At 27.1% G+C, this 17,907-nt stretch carries 21 protein-coding genes and 1 riboswitch; of the genes, 3 read left to right on the top strand and 18 right to left on the bottom strand.

Translation table 11 applies throughout. The features are described 5' to 3' along the window. A partial coding sequence (locus tag HUJ77_RS06775) for a polysaccharide deacetylase family protein (RefSeq protein ID WP_291707819.1) occupies positions 1-285 on the bottom strand: 285 nt, incomplete at its 3' end. Positions 286-414: 129 nt separating this feature from the next. Between HUJ77_RS06775 and HUJ77_RS06780 the strand changes: the two genes are divergently transcribed. After that, positions 415-948, top strand: coding sequence for a DUF4364 family protein (locus HUJ77_RS06780; RefSeq protein WP_291707820.1), 534 nt, complete (start codon positions 415-417; stop codon positions 946-948). On the opposite strand, the gene HUJ77_RS06785 is transcribed toward HUJ77_RS06780, so the two are convergent. Continuing rightward, the gene (locus tag HUJ77_RS06785; RefSeq protein ID WP_291707821.1) at positions 945-1,838 is read right to left on the bottom strand and encodes a YncE family protein; all 894 of its coding nucleotides are present in this window, start codon (positions 1,836-1,838) and stop codon (positions 945-947) included. The two genes, HUJ77_RS06780 and HUJ77_RS06785, sit on opposite strands and share 4 nt — an antisense overlap. Before the next feature lie 168 nt (positions 1,839-2,006). Between HUJ77_RS06785 and HUJ77_RS06790 the strand changes: the two genes are divergently transcribed. Then, entirely contained in the window at positions 2,007-2,255 is a 249-nt protein-coding gene (locus HUJ77_RS06790) for a TIGR03905 family TSCPD domain-containing protein (protein WP_291707822.1), read from the top strand. A 269-nt stretch (positions 2,256-2,524) separates the two neighbouring features. Here the strand turns inward: HUJ77_RS06790 and HUJ77_RS06795 are convergent, their stop codons facing one another. Further along, positions 2,525-2,899 carry a hypothetical protein gene (locus HUJ77_RS06795; RefSeq protein ID WP_291707823.1) on the bottom strand — a complete coding sequence of 125 codons (375 nt, stop codon included), beginning with the start codon at positions 2,897-2,899 and terminating at the stop codon, positions 2,525-2,527. Between the two features lie 403 nt (positions 2,900-3,302). Between HUJ77_RS06795 and HUJ77_RS06800 the strand changes: the two genes are divergently transcribed. After that, positions 3,303-3,926, top strand: coding sequence for a biliverdin-producing heme oxygenase (locus HUJ77_RS06800; RefSeq protein WP_291707824.1), 624 nt, complete (start codon positions 3,303-3,305; stop codon positions 3,924-3,926). Positions 3,927-3,954: 28 nt separating this feature from the next. Here the strand turns inward: HUJ77_RS06800 and HUJ77_RS06805 are convergent, their stop codons facing one another. The 15 genes from HUJ77_RS06805 to mobB all read right to left on the bottom strand — a co-directional run bounded on the left by HUJ77_RS06805 (position 3,955) and on the right by mobB (position 17,719). Further along, entirely contained in the window at positions 3,955-4,386 is a 432-nt protein-coding gene (locus HUJ77_RS06805) for an Rrf2 family transcriptional regulator (protein ID WP_291707825.1), read from the bottom strand. A gap of 78 nt (positions 4,387-4,464) precedes the next feature. Beyond that, the gene (gene cysK / locus HUJ77_RS06810; protein WP_291707826.1) at positions 4,465-5,391 is read right to left on the bottom strand and encodes a cysteine synthase A; all 927 of its coding nucleotides are present in this window, start codon (positions 5,389-5,391) and stop codon (positions 4,465-4,467) included. A gap of 142 nt (positions 5,392-5,533) precedes the next feature. Further along, positions 5,534-6,481 (bottom strand): TDT family transporter, encoded by a 948-nt coding sequence (locus HUJ77_RS06815; protein WP_291707827.1) that lies wholly within the window; start codon positions 6,479-6,481, stop codon positions 5,534-5,536. Between the two features lie 201 nt (positions 6,482-6,682). Then, positions 6,683-7,633, bottom strand: coding sequence for a TDT family transporter (locus HUJ77_RS06820; protein ID WP_366032963.1), 951 nt, complete (start codon positions 7,631-7,633; stop codon positions 6,683-6,685). Positions 7,634-7,650: 17 nt separating this feature from the next. Further along, on the bottom strand, positions 7,651-8,874 hold the full coding sequence (locus tag HUJ77_RS06825; protein WP_291707828.1) for an FAD-dependent oxidoreductase: 1,224 nt from the start codon (positions 8,872-8,874) through the stop codon (positions 7,651-7,653). Further along, positions 8,874-9,287 (bottom strand): 4Fe-4S dicluster domain-containing protein, encoded by a 414-nt coding sequence (locus HUJ77_RS06830; RefSeq protein ID WP_291707829.1) that lies wholly within the window; start codon positions 9,285-9,287, stop codon positions 8,874-8,876. The genes HUJ77_RS06825 and HUJ77_RS06830 overlap by 1 nt, the downstream gene beginning before the upstream one ends. After that, positions 9,274-11,379, bottom strand: coding sequence for a molybdopterin oxidoreductase family protein (locus tag HUJ77_RS06835; protein WP_291707830.1), 2,106 nt, complete (start codon positions 11,377-11,379; stop codon positions 9,274-9,276). The genes HUJ77_RS06830 and HUJ77_RS06835 overlap by 14 nt, the downstream gene beginning before the upstream one ends. A gap of 191 nt (positions 11,380-11,570) precedes the next feature. Further along, complete coding sequence (locus tag HUJ77_RS06840) at positions 11,571-12,026, bottom strand: MOSC domain-containing protein (protein WP_291707831.1); 456 nt, start codon at positions 12,024-12,026, stop codon at positions 11,571-11,573. A gap of 5 nt (positions 12,027-12,031) precedes the next feature. Next, a complete protein-coding gene (gene moaA / locus HUJ77_RS06845) occupies positions 12,032-13,003 on the bottom strand; it encodes a GTP 3',8-cyclase MoaA (protein ID WP_291707832.1) in 972 nt (323 codons plus the stop codon). Positions 13,004-13,023: 20 nt separating this feature from the next. Then, a complete protein-coding gene (gene moaC, locus HUJ77_RS06850) occupies positions 13,024-13,500 on the bottom strand; it encodes a cyclic pyranopterin monophosphate synthase MoaC (protein WP_291707833.1) in 477 nt (158 codons plus the stop codon). 9 nt (positions 13,501-13,509) lie between these two features. Continuing rightward, positions 13,510-14,526: a molybdopterin-binding protein gene (locus HUJ77_RS06855; protein ID WP_291707834.1), complete on the bottom strand. Its 1,017-nt coding sequence runs from the start codon at positions 14,524-14,526 to the stop codon at positions 13,510-13,512. Between the two features lie 23 nt (positions 14,527-14,549). Then, positions 14,550-15,041: a MogA/MoaB family molybdenum cofactor biosynthesis protein gene (locus HUJ77_RS06860; protein WP_291707835.1), complete on the bottom strand. Its 492-nt coding sequence runs from the start codon at positions 15,039-15,041 to the stop codon at positions 14,550-14,552. Next, positions 15,041-15,604, bottom strand: a complete 564-nt coding sequence (locus HUJ77_RS06865) for a molybdenum cofactor guanylyltransferase (protein ID WP_291707836.1) — start codon at positions 15,602-15,604, stop codon at positions 15,041-15,043. Before HUJ77_RS06865 ends, HUJ77_RS06860 begins: the two co-directional genes overlap by 1 nt. An 8-nt stretch (positions 15,605-15,612) precedes the next feature. Then, positions 15,613-16,815, bottom strand: a complete 1,203-nt coding sequence (locus tag HUJ77_RS06870) for a molybdopterin molybdotransferase MoeA (protein WP_291707837.1) — start codon at positions 16,813-16,815, stop codon at positions 15,613-15,615. Between the two features lie 264 nt (positions 16,816-17,079). Then, positions 17,080-17,215: riboswitch (molybdenum cofactor riboswitch) on the bottom strand. A 6-nt stretch (positions 17,216-17,221) separates the two neighbouring features. Continuing rightward, positions 17,222-17,719, bottom strand: a complete 498-nt coding sequence (gene mobB, locus HUJ77_RS06875; protein ID WP_291707838.1) for a molybdopterin-guanine dinucleotide biosynthesis protein B — start codon at positions 17,717-17,719, stop codon at positions 17,222-17,224. Positions 17,720-17,907 lie beyond the last annotated feature (188 nt).

The following is a 17,907-nucleotide window of genomic DNA, read 5'->3' on the forward strand; positions in this document are numbered from 1 at the left end:
TATATTTTCATCACTATAATTAACCCAACCTCCCATTATAAAAAAGGTTGCCTTTACATTATATTTATCTAGTACCTCTAATATGTTATATAATTCTTCTTTTTCAGCCCAATTTATATCAAAAGTAATAGATACAACTTTTTCTTCAGTTTTAACCCTATAAATAGGTTTATCATTTTTAAATTCCGCTAAACTAGATTTAGCTTTTTCAGTGAAGAAGATAGATATTATTATTGTTGAAAGTAATAATAGTAAGCTTAATCCAACTCTATATCTTCTATTCATAAATTCTCCTATTAAGTGATTTATTTAATTTATATTCTTTTTTTTTATATTAATGACAATAATATGTAGTTATGAAATTTTTAAATATTATGTTATAATAAATCTATACTTTCTAAATGGAGGTTTAATATGTACGAAAACTCAGCTGAATTAGCAGAAAATAAATTATTAGTATTATATGTACTTGATTCATTAAAACATCCTATTACTAATACTCAATTAACTGAAATTATACTAGAAAATAATTTTATAAATTACTTCACTCTTCAGCAGTATATTAGTGAACTTATCACTTCAGATTTTTTGAGATATGAAATAGTTAATGAAAAGAATCTTATTCGTATTACTGAAAAAGGTACCAATACACTTTCATTCTTTTCTGATAGGATTTCTTCAATTAAAAAGAAGATAATCGACGATTACCTTCTTTCAATAGTAGACTCTATAAAAAAAGAATTAACTATTCATAGTGATTATACCCTTGGAGAAGATGACTCCTTTATTGTAGACCTACAAGCCTTAGAAAATGATAATTTACTTATATCTCTAAAGGTTTCAGTCCCTACAAAAAAACAAGCAGTATCTCTATGCAATAGGTGGAAGGATAACCCTTCTGATATATATAATAAAATTATGAACGCTTTATTTAATGATTCAAACTAGTATAAAGTCATAGCATTAGGTTCTTTCCCTACTGTTATGGCTTTTGTATTATTATTCCTCAAGTCTAAACATATCACTCTACCATTAAAATAGTCTCCAACATATAGTATATTTCTATATTTAACTATTGATCTAGGCATTCCCCCAATTGTTAACTCAGTTAATTTATTTAAAGTTGACTTATCTATTAGAGATATGCTTCCATCCATTAAATTACATATATATAATACATCTTCGTCTTCGATAATATCTATTGGTACTCTTCCTACTTCTATTTTCCTTAATGATTTTAATGTAATTAAATCAAAAACTTCTATATATCCATTATTTTCATCTCCCATATAACTTTCACAAACATATAGTAGTTTACCATCCTTTGAAACCTTAACCTTAGTAGGATATTCTAATGTAGTTAATTCTCCTACTATATTATTAGATAATATATCAATTACAGATATATTATTGCTTTGAAAATTAGTGATAAAAATTAGCCCTAATTCTTTGCTTAACTCGATATTATAGGGCCAATTGTTAGTTTTTATTTCTAATATTATTTTATTTTCCTCTATATCATATACCACAACAGAATTAGATTCAGAACATACAATATACAAATTATTATTATAGCCAATTAAATCAATGGGATGCTCTCCAATATAAGTAGAATCTATTTCCTTTAAGGTATCCATATTTAGAATAGAAATAGAATTACTATAACTATTAGCTACATAAGCTATATTATTTTTGATATAAATCCCATTTGGTCCTAGTGGTTTTTCCCCTATAGTTAGTAATATTTCTTTATAATCTACACTTAGATCAAGTGACTTTACCAAGGATATTTTACTAATACAATCACTACCAGTATTACATACAATTAAAGAGTTCATCCTATCCCACCTTCATTTCCTTATTATAATATATACATTTATATTATATGTTTAAGCTTTTTTTTCGGACCATAATTTTATCTTTTCGCTTAAAATTCAACAAATTACTTTATTTTTAAGAAATATGATTATATAATAATGTTGCAATAAATTTTGGAGGTATAATATATGTTTATTTATAAGACTAAAGGGGTATGTGCAACAGAAATTCACTTAGATATTGAAAAGGACACTATTAAGAGTGTAGAATTTGTTAGAGGTTGCCAAGGAAATCTAACAGGAATATCAGCATTAGTGTCTGGAATGAATATTGATGATGCAATAAATAAGCTTAGAGGAATAGATTGCCGTAACAAAGGTACTTCTTGCCCTGATCAATTATCAAAAGCTTTAGAAGAATATAAGCTAAGTGCATAGTATTTTAAAACTCCGTAAGGAGTTTTTTCTTTTGAAATATGAATATTATAGTAATTTCTATAACTTATTTTAAAGTATTCTCTTATGCTATCTTTTAAAAATAAAGCTAAGAAAAAAATAAGGACTAATAATAATAGAATATAGATATATATTTTATTGATTCTTATAACAATAATCAAAACAACAATCTCCTAACTAGATTATATTAATAATTTATTACAAAAAAGTAAGTATTCTTATTTTAGAATACTTACTATAAAAATTACTTATTATATTAAATAGCTGCTAATTAAAACCACAACAGATCCTATTAGTATAGAAGAGCTAATTAAGTCCATATTAATTTGAATATTAGAAGCTGAAACTATTCTTTCTTTTTCTGTACTATTATTTTCTAGAACTATGTTGGCAAAATACTGTGGATTAATTTGTCCAAATTCTTGTAAAGATAAGCTTTGATTTTTCCCACTAATTGAAGAAAGTAATACTATCATTAAAATTAATATTCCTTCAATGAAAAGTACATCCTTAAAGTGAAATCCTCTTAAGCTAGAAATTACACCTGCAATTAGAAATAAAGATACTAAATTAGCAATAAAAATCAGTATAAACTTTTTTAAGCTTTTAGAATTATTTTTTATCATAAGAACCATCATCCACCTTTCTCTGATATCATTTACATATTAGCATTTATGCGAATTTATTACAATATCTGCTAACCTCTTTTTGGGCTAAGGTAATTACCATTTTTTTAAAGTTTAACTATATTTTTTATAAAAAACATTATCTAATAACAAATGATATTTTTTATGTTTAATGAAATACATTTAAATTTATTGATTTCCTAAATTCACAATTTTTTTCTACTATTTATATATTTAATTTTTTAAATGAACATTGTTCAAAAAACTTTGAAAATTGCTAATATTTAAAGCATTTATGAGAAAATGCATATTATTTTATCTTAAATAAAATTTGATATTTTATACTGAAAAGAGTAATATTAAATTAATATTAATCGATAATAATTATCAAAGGAGTGTTTATATGAACAATTTTATGAATGATATTAGGGATAAAAGTAAGATACTTCATAAAGCAACTGAAAATTCAGGCTTTACTCATAGATTTCTTGCTAAAGGTGCAAACTTAGAAAGTTATACAGAATATATTTATAACTTATCTTTTGTATATGATGCTATTGAAACAAATTTAAATAAATATAAGGATTTAGAAGATGTTAAGCCTTTTGTTACAACTGAACTTTTTAGAACAGAAGCAATTAGAAATGACGTAAAGGCTCTAGGCAATAATAAAGATTTTGAAGTTCTTTCTTCTACTTTAGCTTATGTAGATAAGATAAATACTATTGCTGAAAACAATCCAAAGCTATTAATAGCTCATGCTTATATAAAATTTTTAGCTGATTTATTTGGAGGTAGAATGTTCTATTCTCTATTAAAAGAAGAGTATAATGTTAATGAAGAGGCTTTAAAATATTATAATTACGAAGGCTTAGGTGACATGAAAGCTTATACAATGAAATATCTTATGACTATAGCTAAGCTAAATCTTACTGAAGAAGAACAAAAACAATTTATTATTGAAGTATCTAATTCTTATATTTACAACATCTCAATATCAAATGAATTAGATGCTAAATATTTCTAATAAAAAAAGGAGCTGAACAGCTCCTTTTTTATATATAATAAATAAGAGTATCTTTTGACTTCTTATAGTTATCTACTAGATCTTCTAACGTTATGGAATTAAAATAATCTTTAATTTTAATGTTTATATCCTTCCATAAATTCTTATTTATAAAGTCTTCTAATTCATTTTCTTCCTTATTATTTATATCTATAAAAATATTATCGCCTTCTAGAATCTTTAAGATTTCTAGTATATTTAATTCCCTTATATCTTTTCCTAAACTATATCCACCTTGTGCACCTTTTCTACCTACTATAATACCTGCTTTTCTTAATAATGAAAAAATTTGTTCTAGGTATCTTTCAGATATATTCTGCCTTTCTGATATAGCTTTAATGGTAACATTTTCAGAATCCATATTAATAGCTAGGTCAATTAAAGCCCTTAATCCATATCTTCCTTTAGTTGAAATCTTCACTTAATCACCTTTTTTCTTTTATTCTATAGTTTATATAATAAAAGTCATTACTAAAAATAGCAATGACTTATTAATAAATTATTTATATAAATCAGTAGATAAATATCTTTCTCCTGTATCTGGTAAAATAACTACAATATTTTTGCCCTTATTTTCTTCTCTTTTTGCTAATTCTGTTGCTGCAACTATTGCTGCACCTGATGATATTCCTACTAATAATCCTTCTGTCCTTGCTAAATCCTTTGATGCTTTAAATGCATCTTCATTTTCAACTTTTATAACTTCATCTATTATTGATACATTTAAATTCTTTGGTATGAAACCAGCTCCTATACCTTGTAATTTATGTGGTCCTGGATTTCCACCTGAAATAACTGGTGAATTTGTTGGCTCAACAGCTACCATTTTCACATCTGCTTTTTTTGCCTTTAAAACTTCACCTATTCCTGTTAAAGTTCCACCTGTACCAACTCCAGCAACTACTATATCTACTTGTCCATCTGTATCATTCCAAATTTCTTCTGCAGTTGTTACTCTATGAATTTGTGGATTTGCTGGATTTTCAAATTGTTGAAGTATTATTGAATTTTCAATTGATGCTTTAAGTTCATTAGCTTTAGCTATAGCACCCTTCATCCCTTCTGCTCCTGGAGTTAATACTAATTCAGCTCCTAAAGCTTTTAATAAATTTCTTCTTTCCATACTCATTGTTTCAGGCATTGTTAAGATTAATCTATATCCCTTTGCAGCAGAAATATAAGCTAAAGCTATTCCTGTATTACCACTAGTTGGCTCAATAATAACAGAATCTTTATTTAATAATCCTTCTTTTTCTGCCGCTTCTATCATTCCAAATCCAATTCTATCCTTTACGCTACCGCCTGGATTAAAATATTCTAGCTTTGCAATAACTTTTCCTAAAACACCTTTTTCATTATTATAATTTTCAAGCTCAAGTAATGGTGTATTTCCTATTAATTGAACTAAACTTTTTGCTATTTTCATATTCCTCTCTCCTTTTCCTACTATTCCGATATGTTTTTTATAATATTATATTACTCTATTTTATATAATTTGTGAATACCTTTTTTATATTTATTTCAAAAAAAAATTTGCATCTATCTGATGCAAATTTTCAATAATACTTTTATTTAGTTTTTATAGCTTTTAAAAACATCTTGAAGAAGTTAAATAATACGTATGATATTATAGCTGTTGTCACATATATTTGAATTCCAGATATTTGTTTAACTATATTACCTAGATATTCATTGCCGTTACTAATTAAGAATCCTGACATTTTTGTTGAAGCCACAATCCCTATAGCCATTGGGAATGTTAAACCAGCAAAGCCTGGATAAAATTCAAATGAAAAGAATTTTGGTAGCTTGTACAAAATAAATACTAATGTAGCAAAAACTAATATATATAATAAGTAAACTACTATCTTATTAGGATTTTCTATAACATTAAAATATGAAACTAAGCAAAGGCTTGATGGTGCTAGTAATATTGCTTGTGTATGATATAGAGCATCCTTTAATGGTAATTTAATTAATCTTAAAATCATAAAAGGCATTATTACTATTAAAGCTGAAATTCCATAGTATAATACTATTTTATTTATAAGAGGTTCTTTCATTGAAGCTCCTATTACAACTGAAACCATAATTCCGTTATATGTTACAAACCAACTTGGTACAAAAGTATCCTTATTTACACCTTTAAAAACATTTCTATATGTAAAAATTAATATATGTATTGCGTGTAATATTACTCCTATAAACCATAGAGTTTTTCCTAAAATATTATTATAATCAAAATAATATGATCCTAAAATCATTGTTATCATAGTAAATCCTGCATATAAACTTGCTGGAACTGTATTAGAATATTCTTTTTTACAAGTGTCTGAGAATGCTATAATTTTAACTAAGTAAGTTAATAAAATTATAGTAGTTACCCACATTGTTATATGTCTTACGAAACTATAACCTAAAGTAGAATAAACATTCGATAATGTCGCAGCTCCCACCATAGTTGGTAACAATGGAACAGGAATATTTTCAATTTTTTTTAGTAAATTATTTTTCATGCCTACCTCCTAAATCAATTCAATAATAATACTAAATCACTTTAAAATCATTAACTATGTTAATTATTTCACTTATTTATGCATAGTTAAATAAACTTCTATTTAATTATACTTTATTTTCATTTTACTTCTGTGATTATTATCACGTTTTTAAAGTAAAAATAAAGAAGTCAAAGAAATTTTTCTTTGACTTCTTTATTTCTAATTACTTTTATAGCTTTTTACTAAAATATTAATAAAATTATATAATACAAATGCTATTATTGTAGTTGTTATATATATTTGTATACCACTTATTTCTTTAGCTATATAAGATAAAGAACTATTTCCTATATCATTAAAATAAGTAGAAGCTTTTATAGATGCAACTATCCCAATAGCCATAGGGAATGTTAAACCTGCAAAGCCTGGTGTAAATGTATAGGAAAAAAATTTAGGTAGCATATATATTATAAATACTAACGTCAGTAATATTATGGCATATAAAATTCCAATTATAATTTTATTAGGGCTATTTATATAATTTAAATAACTAACTAAACAAAGGCTTGATGGTGCAAGCAAAATTGCTTGTGTATGAAACAAAGCTTCATTTATAGGCTCTCTTCTTAATCTCCTAATCATAAAAGGTAATATTATAATAAATATTGTTATACCATAATAAACTATAATATTCCCTATAAAAGGTTCATTCATAGGCTTTCCAACTACTGTAGAAACCATAATTCCGTTATAAGTTACAAACCAACTTGGTACAAAAGTTTCTTTTTTAACTCCTAAAAATACATTCCTATATGTAAATACTAATATATGAATTGCATGTAATACTATACCTATAATCCATAGGCCTTTTCCTAATACCTTACTATAACTAAAATAATAGGACCCTAAAATCATTAATAGCATTGTAAATGCTGCATAAAGACTTGCTGGTACTGTATTACTATATTCACTTTTACAAGTATCAAAATATAATGTTATCTTAATTATATATGCAATTAAAATTAAAGTAGTAATTATCATGGTAATATGCCTAATCCAATTATATCCTAGTGTCTGATATACATTAGATAAAGTTGCTGCACCAACCATTGTAGGTAAAATAGGTACTGGCATATTCTTAATTTTTTTTATTATATTTTTATTTTCCAATAAGTTCACCTACTTTTTTAATAAACAAACTGCAAGTTTTCTGTTTCATTAAAGAAGTCAGAATAGTCTACATCAAACAAAGGTTTTTTAACTTTATTAACATTTATTTTTTCTTTTATTAATTGAGTTAACACACCAACATAGGATAAATCCCCTTGAATTATAGCTCCATAAATAGCTCCATCTTTAATTATTACTTTTTTATAATCCTTACCATCTATATCTATTATCTCTTCATAAGTATCATCAGGTTTAGTAACTAAACCTAGAGACATAGTAGCTAAACCACAGAAATTCATTGTATTTTTACTAGCAAAAAAATCTTCCATAAAAGTTTCTTTTCCTACCATATTATTTGCAGCAATCATTCCCTCTTTAACAGCAATTGGCCATATTGGATTCCTACCAGTTATATCTCCTGCTCCATATATATCTCTAACATTTGTTTCACCTTTTTCATTAATTATTAATCCAAATCTATCACATTCAATTCCACTATCCTTTAAAAATCCTATATTTGCTCTTACTCCAGCACAAGCAATAATCAACTCACAAGGAATCTCTTCTCCAGTATTTAGCATTATTGAAACTGGATTATTATTCTCATCAACTACTACTTTTTCTGCTTTTACTCCAAACTTTAAATTAACTCCTTCTTTTATTAATCTTTCTTCATACTTACTTGCTGCATATTTATCTAATTGTAATGGAAGAAGCCTATCTCCCATCTCTATTAAAGTTAAATTAGCACCATAATCTAATAGACCAGCTAATGCATCAACTCCTACAAGTCCTGCTCCTAATATAGCTATATTTTTCACTTTAGAACTCATTTCCTTCATCTTAATTGCATCATCTAAATTTCTTAATCCAATAACATTATTAGCAGTTCTTAAGTTTTCTATTGGTGGTAAAAATGAAGAAGCTCCTGCTGACAATAATAATTTGTCATATCCTATATTCTTTCCATTATCTAAAATTATTTTTTTATCTTTCACTTCTATCCCAACCACTTCTGTACCTTTAATCCATTCTATATCATACATGTGGAAAAAATTATCTGGAGTAAAATCTAAATCCTCTATATCTCTTCTTCCATCTAAAAAATGATGAAGAATACATCTAGAATAAACATACTCATCCTTTGATACTAATGTAATTTTACATTCTTTATTAAACTGCCTAAGAGTTCTAGCTGCATTTATTCCTGCTGCTGATGCCCCTATAATTACATATTTCATTATTCTTCTACCTCCTGTAAGGTTAATGCATCCATAGGACAATTAGCCACACATTGTGGGTAATTACTTTCTAGAGAGATACACATATCACACTTCATAACTTCTCTATTTGTTTGATAATCCATCTTTAATACTCCATATGGGCATGCCATTATACACATAAAACAGGTAGCACATCTACTTTTATCATAAATTACATATCCTGTTTCATCATCTCTTCTCATTGCTCCAGTAGGACAAGCATATACACATTCAGGTCTAGTACAGTGTCTGCAGTATATAGGCGTATATCTACTTTCACTATTTATAACTACTCTTCCTCTATAGTCTCTACATCCATGTGTAACCTTACATGCAGTAGTACATGTTAAGCAACCAATACACTTTTTCCTATCAATTCTAATTCTCTTCATAATTATCATCCTCTACTTTTTCTATCTTAACTGGTGCATATTTATAATTCGGCTCTCTAGAATAAGTATCAAATACTGATGGTAAAACTGAATTTGCTTCTATATAATGCATAGGCGCATACAAATAGTCCTTTTTTACATTTCTATTTAGTTTAACTAGGAAAACATTACTTACTCCATTAGGAGAGCTTACTTTAACTTTATCATTTTCTTTAATACGCAATTCTTCTGCTAACTCAGTGTTTAAATTTATGTATCCTTGTTTCATTATTATGGCTTCTACATCTGGGATTTCCCTTGTTCTTGTTTGAGTATGCCATTGACCAACAGTGGCTCTACCAGTACTTAATATATATGGATACTCTTCACTTTTATCATATGGAGGCTTCATAATTTCTTCATATATGAATTTAGCTTTTTTACTAGGAGTAAAAAATTTCTTATCCTCAAATAATCTTCTTTGATTTTCTGTAATAACATCATTTTCTTTAAAAGGCCATTGAATACCTTTAGTGCCATTTAATTTATCATAATCTACACCTGTCATATCGCAAGGCATTCCTTCTGTGCATTTTTTTAAAAGTTCAAAGGCATCCTTAGGTGTTTTCCATTTATCTAATAAAGTACCCATTCCTAATGCTTTACCTATTCCAAGCATAATATCATAATCTGATAACTCATTTTCTTTTTTATGGAGAACAGGTTGAACCTTAGATATTCTTCTTTCAGTATTAATTATTGTTCCATCTTTTTTTAGTCCACTGGTAGATGGAAGAATTAAATGGGCATATCTACATGTTTGTGTATCTGAATATATATCCTGAACAGCTAAAAATTCAAGTTTTTCAGCAGCTTTTTTAAATTCATAGTCATTAATCCATGAGACTAATGGATTAGTTGCTATTACCCATAAGGCTTTAATTTCTCCATTATTTATTCCTTCTATTATTTTGTCATAAGGCTTGGTTGGCTTTTTAGGTAAAAGTTCTTCATCTATTTCCATAATTTTAGCTATTTCTTTTCTTCTATTTATATCAGTAAAATCTCCACCACCATAGAAACTAGTTGCATTACTAAAAAGTCTTGATCCCATAGCGTTACATTGACCTGTAATAGAATTTGCTCCAGTTCCAGGTCTACCTATATTACCTGTCATTAATGCAATATTTATTACTGCTTGTGCAGTTCTAACAGCTTGAAAGCCTTGATTAACTCCCATAGTCCACCAAAGGGATACATTTCTTCCCTTATGTATTATTTCTGCTAATTCTAAAACTTTTCCCTTTGATATTCCAGTATATTCTTCCACATCATTAATATCATATTTTTTAACATGATTTTTGAAGCCTTCAAAATCCTCTGTACTATTTTTTATAAAATCTTCATCTATCCATCCTTTTTCTATTAACACATTTGCTAAAGTATATAATAGCCTTATATCTGTTTTAGGCTTAATATCCAACCAAAGATTTGCTCTTGTAGCAGTTTCACTTTTTCTTGGGTCTATTACTATTATTTTTTTATCCTTAATTTTGTTTTTCTTTATTCTTCCCCATAATATAGGATGTGCCACTACAGGGTTACATCCTATAAAAATCATTACATCTGATAGTTCTAAATCTTCTAAAGTGTATGGAGGTGCATCATAGCCAAAGCTTTCCTTATATGCAACAACTGCTGTTGCCATACAAAGACGAGTATTTCCATCTCCATTGCCCCCTAAGTAAGTTCTACCAATATGTCCAGATAGTGCCATTTCTTCACTACAAAGTTGACCTGTACTTAAAAAAGCAAAGCTTTCTTTCCCATACTTTTCTTGTATACTTTTAACATTATCAGCAAATAATTTAAATGCCTTATCCCAAGATATATGTTCTAATTCTCCCTCTTTATTTCTTAATAAGGGCAATACAGGATTTTCATATAATGTATTTTGCTTGTCTAAATTTAAACCTTTTACACAACAAAAACCTTGATTAACCGGATAGTCTTCTGCTGGTTTAACTCTTTCAATAAATCCTTTATCATCTACATGAAAGTCAAAATTACAAGCTATTGAGCAATAATTACAAGTGGATCTTACAACCTTCATAATATTTCTCCTTTATTTCATATTCTTTTCATATTTAGTATTACAAGGATTTACTTAAGTTATTCACATAGTAATATTTTTATAAATTCATCACATAATAAAAAAGAAGATATTATTATATTTCTTTTGAATTTATAAAATCCAAATTTTAAATATAATAAATATCTTCTTTTATAGTAAAAATAATATTTTTATAGAGTAAATGTTCTCTTTTCATTTTCTATAAGCTTACATTTATCTCCTACACTAACCTTTCCACCTTTTAAAACTCTTGTGAATATACCATTCTTAGGCATTATACATTCGCCAACTTGATAATAAATTGCACATTTATCATGACATTCTTTACCTATTTGAGTTACTTCTAATAAGACTTCCCCAACTTCTAATTTTTGTCCTATTGGTAATTTGTTTAATTCAAAGCCTTCCACTACTAAATTTTCTCCAAAGGCTCCAAAATCAACATCTCCACCCTTTTTTCTAAATTCATCTATTTTTTCAAAAGCTAATAAGCTAACTTGTCTATGCCATTTTCCAGCATGAGCATCTCCTTCTATTCCAAACTCTTCAATAAAGGTTGCTTCATTAACTTCATTTTTTAATGTCCCCTTATGTTTACTTGTACATATAGCTAATACCTTGCACATATAAATTATCCTCCAATTTGATTCATAAACTTTAATTCTTTATTTTCACTTTTTCTCAAAAATAAATGTTTTTCTGGTTTGTTATAAATATTATCTTTTATTACATTTAATATTTCATTGTCACTTGCACCATTTCTAAGTAACTTTTTCAAATCAATACCGTAATTGTAGTGAAGGCATTGTTTTAAGAATCCTTCAGCTGTAAGCCTTATCCTATTACAATCCTCACAAAAACAATTACTAATAGCACTTATAAATCCAACTTTCCCTTTAGCATTCTTTAATTTAATATAAGTTGCTGGACCACCATTTTTATTTTTATTTACTTCTTCTATATAACTATAATTTTCATTAATTAACTTTAGAATTTCTTCATTGCTTACCCCTTTAAACTTACTTCCAACTCCTATTGGCATAAGTTCTATAAATCTAACATCTACATTTTTATCTAAAGTCAAATTTATAAAATCTAATATTTCATCTTCGTTCATACCCTTTATCATAACTGAATTAATCTTAACTTTAATTCCATATTCTAAGCATTTATCTATGGAGCCTAATACTTTCTTTAAATCCCCAAGTCTTGTTAGTTTATTAAACATTCCAACTTTTAATGAGTCTAAACTAATATTTACACCCTTTAAGCCTGCTTTTTTTAAGGACGGAATTTTATCCTCTAGTAATATTCCATTGGTTGTAAGATATATTTCTTCAATACCTTCAATTGAATTAATTTCTTCAATTAATTCAACAATATCTTTTCTTACTAAAGGTTCTCCACCAGTTAATCTTATTTTCTTTATACCAAGTTTTGAACAAGCCTTAACTATTCTGCATATTTCATCCTTTGAAAGCTTTTCTTCCTCATCAAAAAAATCATTTTCTTTTTCTTCCATGCAGTAAATACATCTTAAGTTACATTTATCAGTTAATGAAATTCTTAAATAATCTATTTCTCTGCCAAATTTATCTTTCATTATTAATCAAAGAGCTATTCCTAGAAATTAAATTCTCCACTCTTTCCTCCTGTTTTTTTAAGTAAATGAGTCCCCTCTATTACCATTCTTTTATCAACTGCTTTACACATATCGTATATAGTTAATGCCGCAATACTGGCTGCTGTTAATGCTTCCATTTCTACTCCAGTTTTATCTACTATTTTAACTGTAGCTTTTATATCAATACAAATATCTTTGTCATTTATTTCAAAATCAACATTACAACTTGAAATCATTAAAGGATGGCACATAGGAATTAAATTTGAAGTTTGTTTACTTGCCATAATACCTGCAATCCTAGCAACTCCTAGTACATCCCCCTTGCCTATTTTACCTTCTTTAATAAGAGATAAAGTCTCTTCACTTACTCTTATTCTAGAAACTGCAATGGCAACTCTTTCTGTTTTATTCTTATCAGAAACATCTACCATTCTAGCATTTCCGCTATTATCAAAATGAGTTAATTTATTATCCATAATAACCTCCTACTTTCCAAAAGAACAATGAGGGAATGTACAAACTTTACAATCTAAACACATTCCACCGTGTCCATAAGCTGCTATATCTTCTAAAGTTAATCTTTCATCTGCTAAAACTCTTGGAAGTACTAAATCAAGTACTGTTCTTTTAGAATACATAGCACAACTTGGAACTCCAAGTATAGGTGTGTTATTATAATATGCTAATAGGAACATAGCACCTGGTAAAACTGGTGAGCCATAAGTTACTAATTCTCCTCCACATTCTTTAATAGCAGTTGGTGTTACATCATCTGGATCTACAGACATACCACCAGTACAAATTATCATATCTACATTTTCATCTAATCCCTTTTTTATTTCTTCAATTATTCTTTCTTTAGAATCTGGTAAAATCACTTGTCTTATAACTTCACTACCATAATATACAAGCTTAGATTGTATTACTGGTAAGAAGGCATCCTTTATTCTTCCTTTATAAACTTCATTTCCTGTAGTAATTAATAAGCATTTCTTTTCTTTTATTTCATCTATATAAATAATCTTTTCCTTTATTAATTCCTCTGCTTTAATAATTTTATCTTCTTCAATTATTAAAGGTATAACTCTTGTAGCTCCTATTTTCTCACCTTTTTTTATTGGAGTGTTATTATGTAATGTTGATACTATAATTTCTCCTAAACAATTTAACTTAAATAGCTCATCCTTATTTACTTTTAATACTCCATCTCTTTCAGCAAAAAAGTCTACTTTGCCTTCTTTTATTTCAGGGGATTTACTTACTCCTTCACCAATAACTAAATTAGCTAATCTAATAGCTGCATCATTTTCATGTAATTCACCTTCTTTAGGTTCCCATACATATATGTGCTCTTTACCTATTGATAAAAGCTTTTCTATATCCTCTTCCTTTATAATATGACCTTTTTTAAATAATCTTCCTTTAAACTCCCCAGGGATTATTTGTGTAACGTCATGGGATAATATACATCCAACTGAATCATATACACTAATCATTTTCATATGAAACATCTCCTATATTATGATTATTTTCTTGCACATTCCTTTTCTGTACCTAATAAAATTCCTAAACCATGTATTAACTCATCTAATATAAAATCTAAAGCTTCCTGACATGCCTTTGGACTTCCTGGTAAATTAACTATTAAAGTATTTCCTCTTATTCCAGAAACGGCTCTAGATAGCATAGCTCTTTTAGTTATTTCTAAGCTTAACATTCTTATAGCTTCAGAAATTCCTGGAGTTTCCCTTTCAATTACTTCCTTTGTTGCCTCTGGAGTAATATCTCTTTTAGAAAATCCTGTTCCCCCAGTACTTAGAATTAAATTTAAATTTAATTCATCACTCATGTAAATAAACTCTTTCTTAAGGATTTCCTTTTCATCTGGTAGAATAATTTGCCTTTCAACCTTAAGACCCTTTTCATCCATTATTCTCTTAATTACGGCTCCACTTTTGTCTTCTCTTTCACCTGCATATCCTTTATCACTACTAGTGATAATTCCCACAGTATACATTAAATCTCCTCCAATAATTTGTATTCATTTTCTGTATTTATATTTGAAAAATCCTTTTCTGATATTTTGCTTTCTAAAATTTTATATTTTGTAGATAGTATAAACTTTTGAAGCTTGTTTTCACCATTTAACAAAGCCTTTTCTATTTTAGTAATTAAACTTTTAGAATATACAGCTCCCATAGGCTGAAGTCTATTATTAATGCTAGGAGCTAATACCTCATAATCTTCTTCTATACCTCCAATTAGCTCCAAAGTTTCCCTAGATATTAATGGCATATCACAAGCTATACATAAGACTTTATTATTTTTAGCATTTCTAAGTGCAGAATGAATTCCCGATAAAGGTCCATTGCCCTTATATATATCAGGATAAACTTTTAAATTTAAACTTTTATAATCTTCTATGTTATTGGCTATTATTATTATTTCATTAAATTCTTTCCCTGAATTTATTATATTTTCTATAAAAGTTTTTTCTTTATAAATTAATAATGCCTTATTTTTGTAATTCATTCTGCTACTTTTTCCACCAGCTAATATAGCTAAAGTCTTATTAATCATTTTTCCTCCTAAAGTTTTATAATATCTACTAAATCCCCTGTTTTCAGTTCTTCATTGTTAGGATTAATTTCAATAATGCAATTTGAATTTAGTGCTGATCTTAATATTCCATTACCTGATTTTTTCTGTGTAATATAAACCTTTTGCTTACAATTATCTATTTGAAAATATCCTCTTAAAAATTTATGTTTAAAATCTTTTTTTATAATTCCATCTGCTAATATAGCTTTATCTCTAATAATTCTAACATCCTTCTCTCCTGACATTTTATTAAGAGAAGTTTTTACTAATAGTTCAAAGGTAGTTAATGCAGCAGTTGGGTTTCCAGATAAACTAATAACAATACAATTATTAACCTTGCTACATAAAACCGCTGAACCCGGTTTAATAGTTATTTTCCAGAATAAAATTTCACCATCTATACTTTTAATTGCATCTTTTAATAAATCTTTTTCTCCAACAGATACACCGCCAGTAGTAATAATTATATCACTATCTTTAGATGTCTCTTTTAATATTCTTCCTATTTCTATATAATCATCTTTTATATGCTTAGCCTTATTTACTTCATATCCAAGTTCTATAAGTCTTGAAATAATTGAAAATTTATTACTATTATAAATTTTCCCATATTTAAGGTCTTCATTTAAATCACTAACTTCATCCCCAGTACTAAAAAAAGCAATTCTAGGCTTTTTATATACCTTAATCTTATGAATACCAGAGCTAGCTATAATTCCAATATCTGAATAATTAAGTTTTTTATTAGCTTCTACAAGTAAATCTCCTTTACAGATATCTTCACCTATAGGACAAATATTTTGATTTTCTGAAACTTCTTTTCTTATAACTATACTATTATCTTCTATAATTACGTCTTCTTGTTTTATAACTACATTTGCACCTTCAGGTATTGGTGCTCCAGTCATTATTTTTATTGCTGTATTTTTAGTAACTGTTTTTCTACTAAATCCTCCAGCATAAACCTTATCTATCACTTCAATTTTATTATTTATAAAAGCATCTTCAGCAATAAGTGCATATCCATCCATTGCTGATTTATTAAATGGAGGATTATTTATTTTAGAGTATACACTTTCTGCTAAAACTTTATTTAATCCATTTAATAAAGGTACTTCCTCAATGTCTAAACTTTCTATGCTGTCATTTAAAAGCTCTAAAGCTTCTTCTAAAGAAATAAAGGATCTCACAGTATTCCTCCTAAAAATAAAATAACTTATTATTCATATCTCCTTGAATAATAAGTCTAAATTTAAATATATTTAACACTATTTATAGTTGTTAAATTGATCCCGTCGCAACATTCTCAAATTAAAAATTTAGAATATAAAATGAAGAATTATTGAGGTAATTTGAAAGAAATTACTTTTTTATAAACTCCTAAAGGAGTTTATTCCCCTATTTTACATTTTTCATTGTTAATTTTAAATTGTGCTATAGCACCTATATTGATATTTAAATCAACTTATTTTCCTTCCCATAAATGTGGAGATACTATTTTTTCAAATATGTACCCTGTGAATTTAAATTCAGGTATAAGCTCCATAGAAATTCCTTAGGAAACTAATACTCTAGAAAATTTTATTGATTATATTATTAAATTTTATAATCTTCTTCTTGTAAAATTAAATCTACTAATTTTATAAAATTATCTTTTTTTACTACTAAAACATCCTCAAAGTTTAAATCTTCATCACTAGCAATTGCAATTAAATTTTCTTTTGATGAAATAACTTTATTACTATAACCATTTCTGTATACTTCAATTTTCCTCAAAGGGCTTTTTTTATATCCTTCCACTAAAATCACATCTTTATCCTTAGCAAAATCAATAATTTTTTCTAATGGAATTTCTTCTTGAACTTCCTTTATTAATGCAAATCTCTTTGGAGAAGATATAATTACTGTTTCAGATCCCACTTCTCTATGTTTATATGTATCTTTACCTTCTTTATCTATATCAAAACCATGAACATCATGTTTAATGGTTGCAATACTAAGGCCTCTTTTCTTAAGCTCTTTTATAATCCCTTCCATTACAAAGGTTTTCCCTACATTAGATTTATCTCCAACTATATTTATAACTTTAGTCATAGTCTTCATCCTTTAGGTTTAACTTTAAATTTGTATTATATATGAACTATTTCTATATTCTTTAAAATTTTCCTTTTTATTTTAAGAAAAAAGTACATTTATTTAATATTTTAGTAATTTCTTGTAAATTACTAAAATATTCTTCACTTTTATTATAAATAATTTAATGGAGGCTACTTAAGTAGCCT

This window comes from Clostridium sp., assembly GCF_021443865.1.
Taxonomy (GTDB): domain Bacteria; phylum Bacillota; class Clostridia; order Clostridiales; family Clostridiaceae; genus Clostridium.

Coding starts and splice junctions, on each gene's coding strand:
- moaA (WP_291707832.1), bottom strand. CDS start 13,003: ATGAAAGATAAATTTGGCAGAGAAATAGATTATTTAAGAATTTCATTA.
- mobB (WP_291707838.1), bottom strand. CDS start 17,719: ATGACTAAAGTTATAAATATAGTTGGAGATAAATCTAATGTAGGGAAA.
- HUJ77_RS06785 (WP_291707821.1), bottom strand. CDS start 1,838: ATGAACTCTTTAATTGTATGTAATACTGGTAGTGATTGTATTAGTAAA.
- cysK (WP_291707826.1), bottom strand. CDS start 5,391: ATGAAAATAGCAAAAAGTTTAGTTCAATTAATAGGAAATACACCATTA.
- HUJ77_RS06865 (WP_291707836.1), bottom strand. CDS start 15,604: ATGATTAATAAGACTTTAGCTATATTAGCTGGTGGAAAAAGTAGCAGA.
- HUJ77_RS06790 (WP_291707822.1), top strand. CDS start 2,007: ATGTTTATTTATAAGACTAAAGGGGTATGTGCAACAGAAATTCACTTA.
- moaC (WP_291707833.1), bottom strand. CDS start 13,500: ATGGATAATAAATTAACTCATTTTGATAATAGCGGAAATGCTAGAATG.
- HUJ77_RS06815 (WP_291707827.1), bottom strand. CDS start 6,481: ATGAAAAATAATTTACTAAAAAAAATTGAAAATATTCCTGTTCCATTG.
- HUJ77_RS06835 (WP_291707830.1), bottom strand. CDS start 11,379: ATGAAGGTTGTAAGATCCACTTGTAATTATTGCTCAATAGCTTGTAAT.
- HUJ77_RS06840 (WP_291707831.1), bottom strand. CDS start 12,026: ATGTGCAAGGTATTAGCTATATGTACAAGTAAACATAAGGGGACATTA.
- HUJ77_RS06855 (WP_291707834.1), bottom strand. CDS start 14,526: ATGAAAATGATTAGTGTATATGATTCAGTTGGATGTATATTATCCCAT.
- HUJ77_RS06795 (WP_291707823.1), bottom strand. CDS start 2,899: ATGATAAAAAATAATTCTAAAAGCTTAAAAAAGTTTATACTGATTTTT.
- HUJ77_RS06860 (WP_291707835.1), bottom strand. CDS start 15,041: ATGTATACTGTGGGAATTATCACTAGTAGTGATAAAGGATATGCAGGT.
- HUJ77_RS06830 (WP_291707829.1), bottom strand. CDS start 9,287: ATGAAGAGAATTAGAATTGATAGGAAAAAGTGTATTGGTTGCTTAACA.
- HUJ77_RS06800 (WP_291707824.1), top strand. CDS start 3,303: ATGAACAATTTTATGAATGATATTAGGGATAAAAGTAAGATACTTCAT.
- HUJ77_RS06825 (WP_291707828.1), bottom strand. CDS start 8,874: ATGAAATATGTAATTATAGGGGCATCAGCAGCAGGAATAAATGCAGCT.
- HUJ77_RS06780 (WP_291707820.1), top strand. CDS start 415: ATGTACGAAAACTCAGCTGAATTAGCAGAAAATAAATTATTAGTATTA.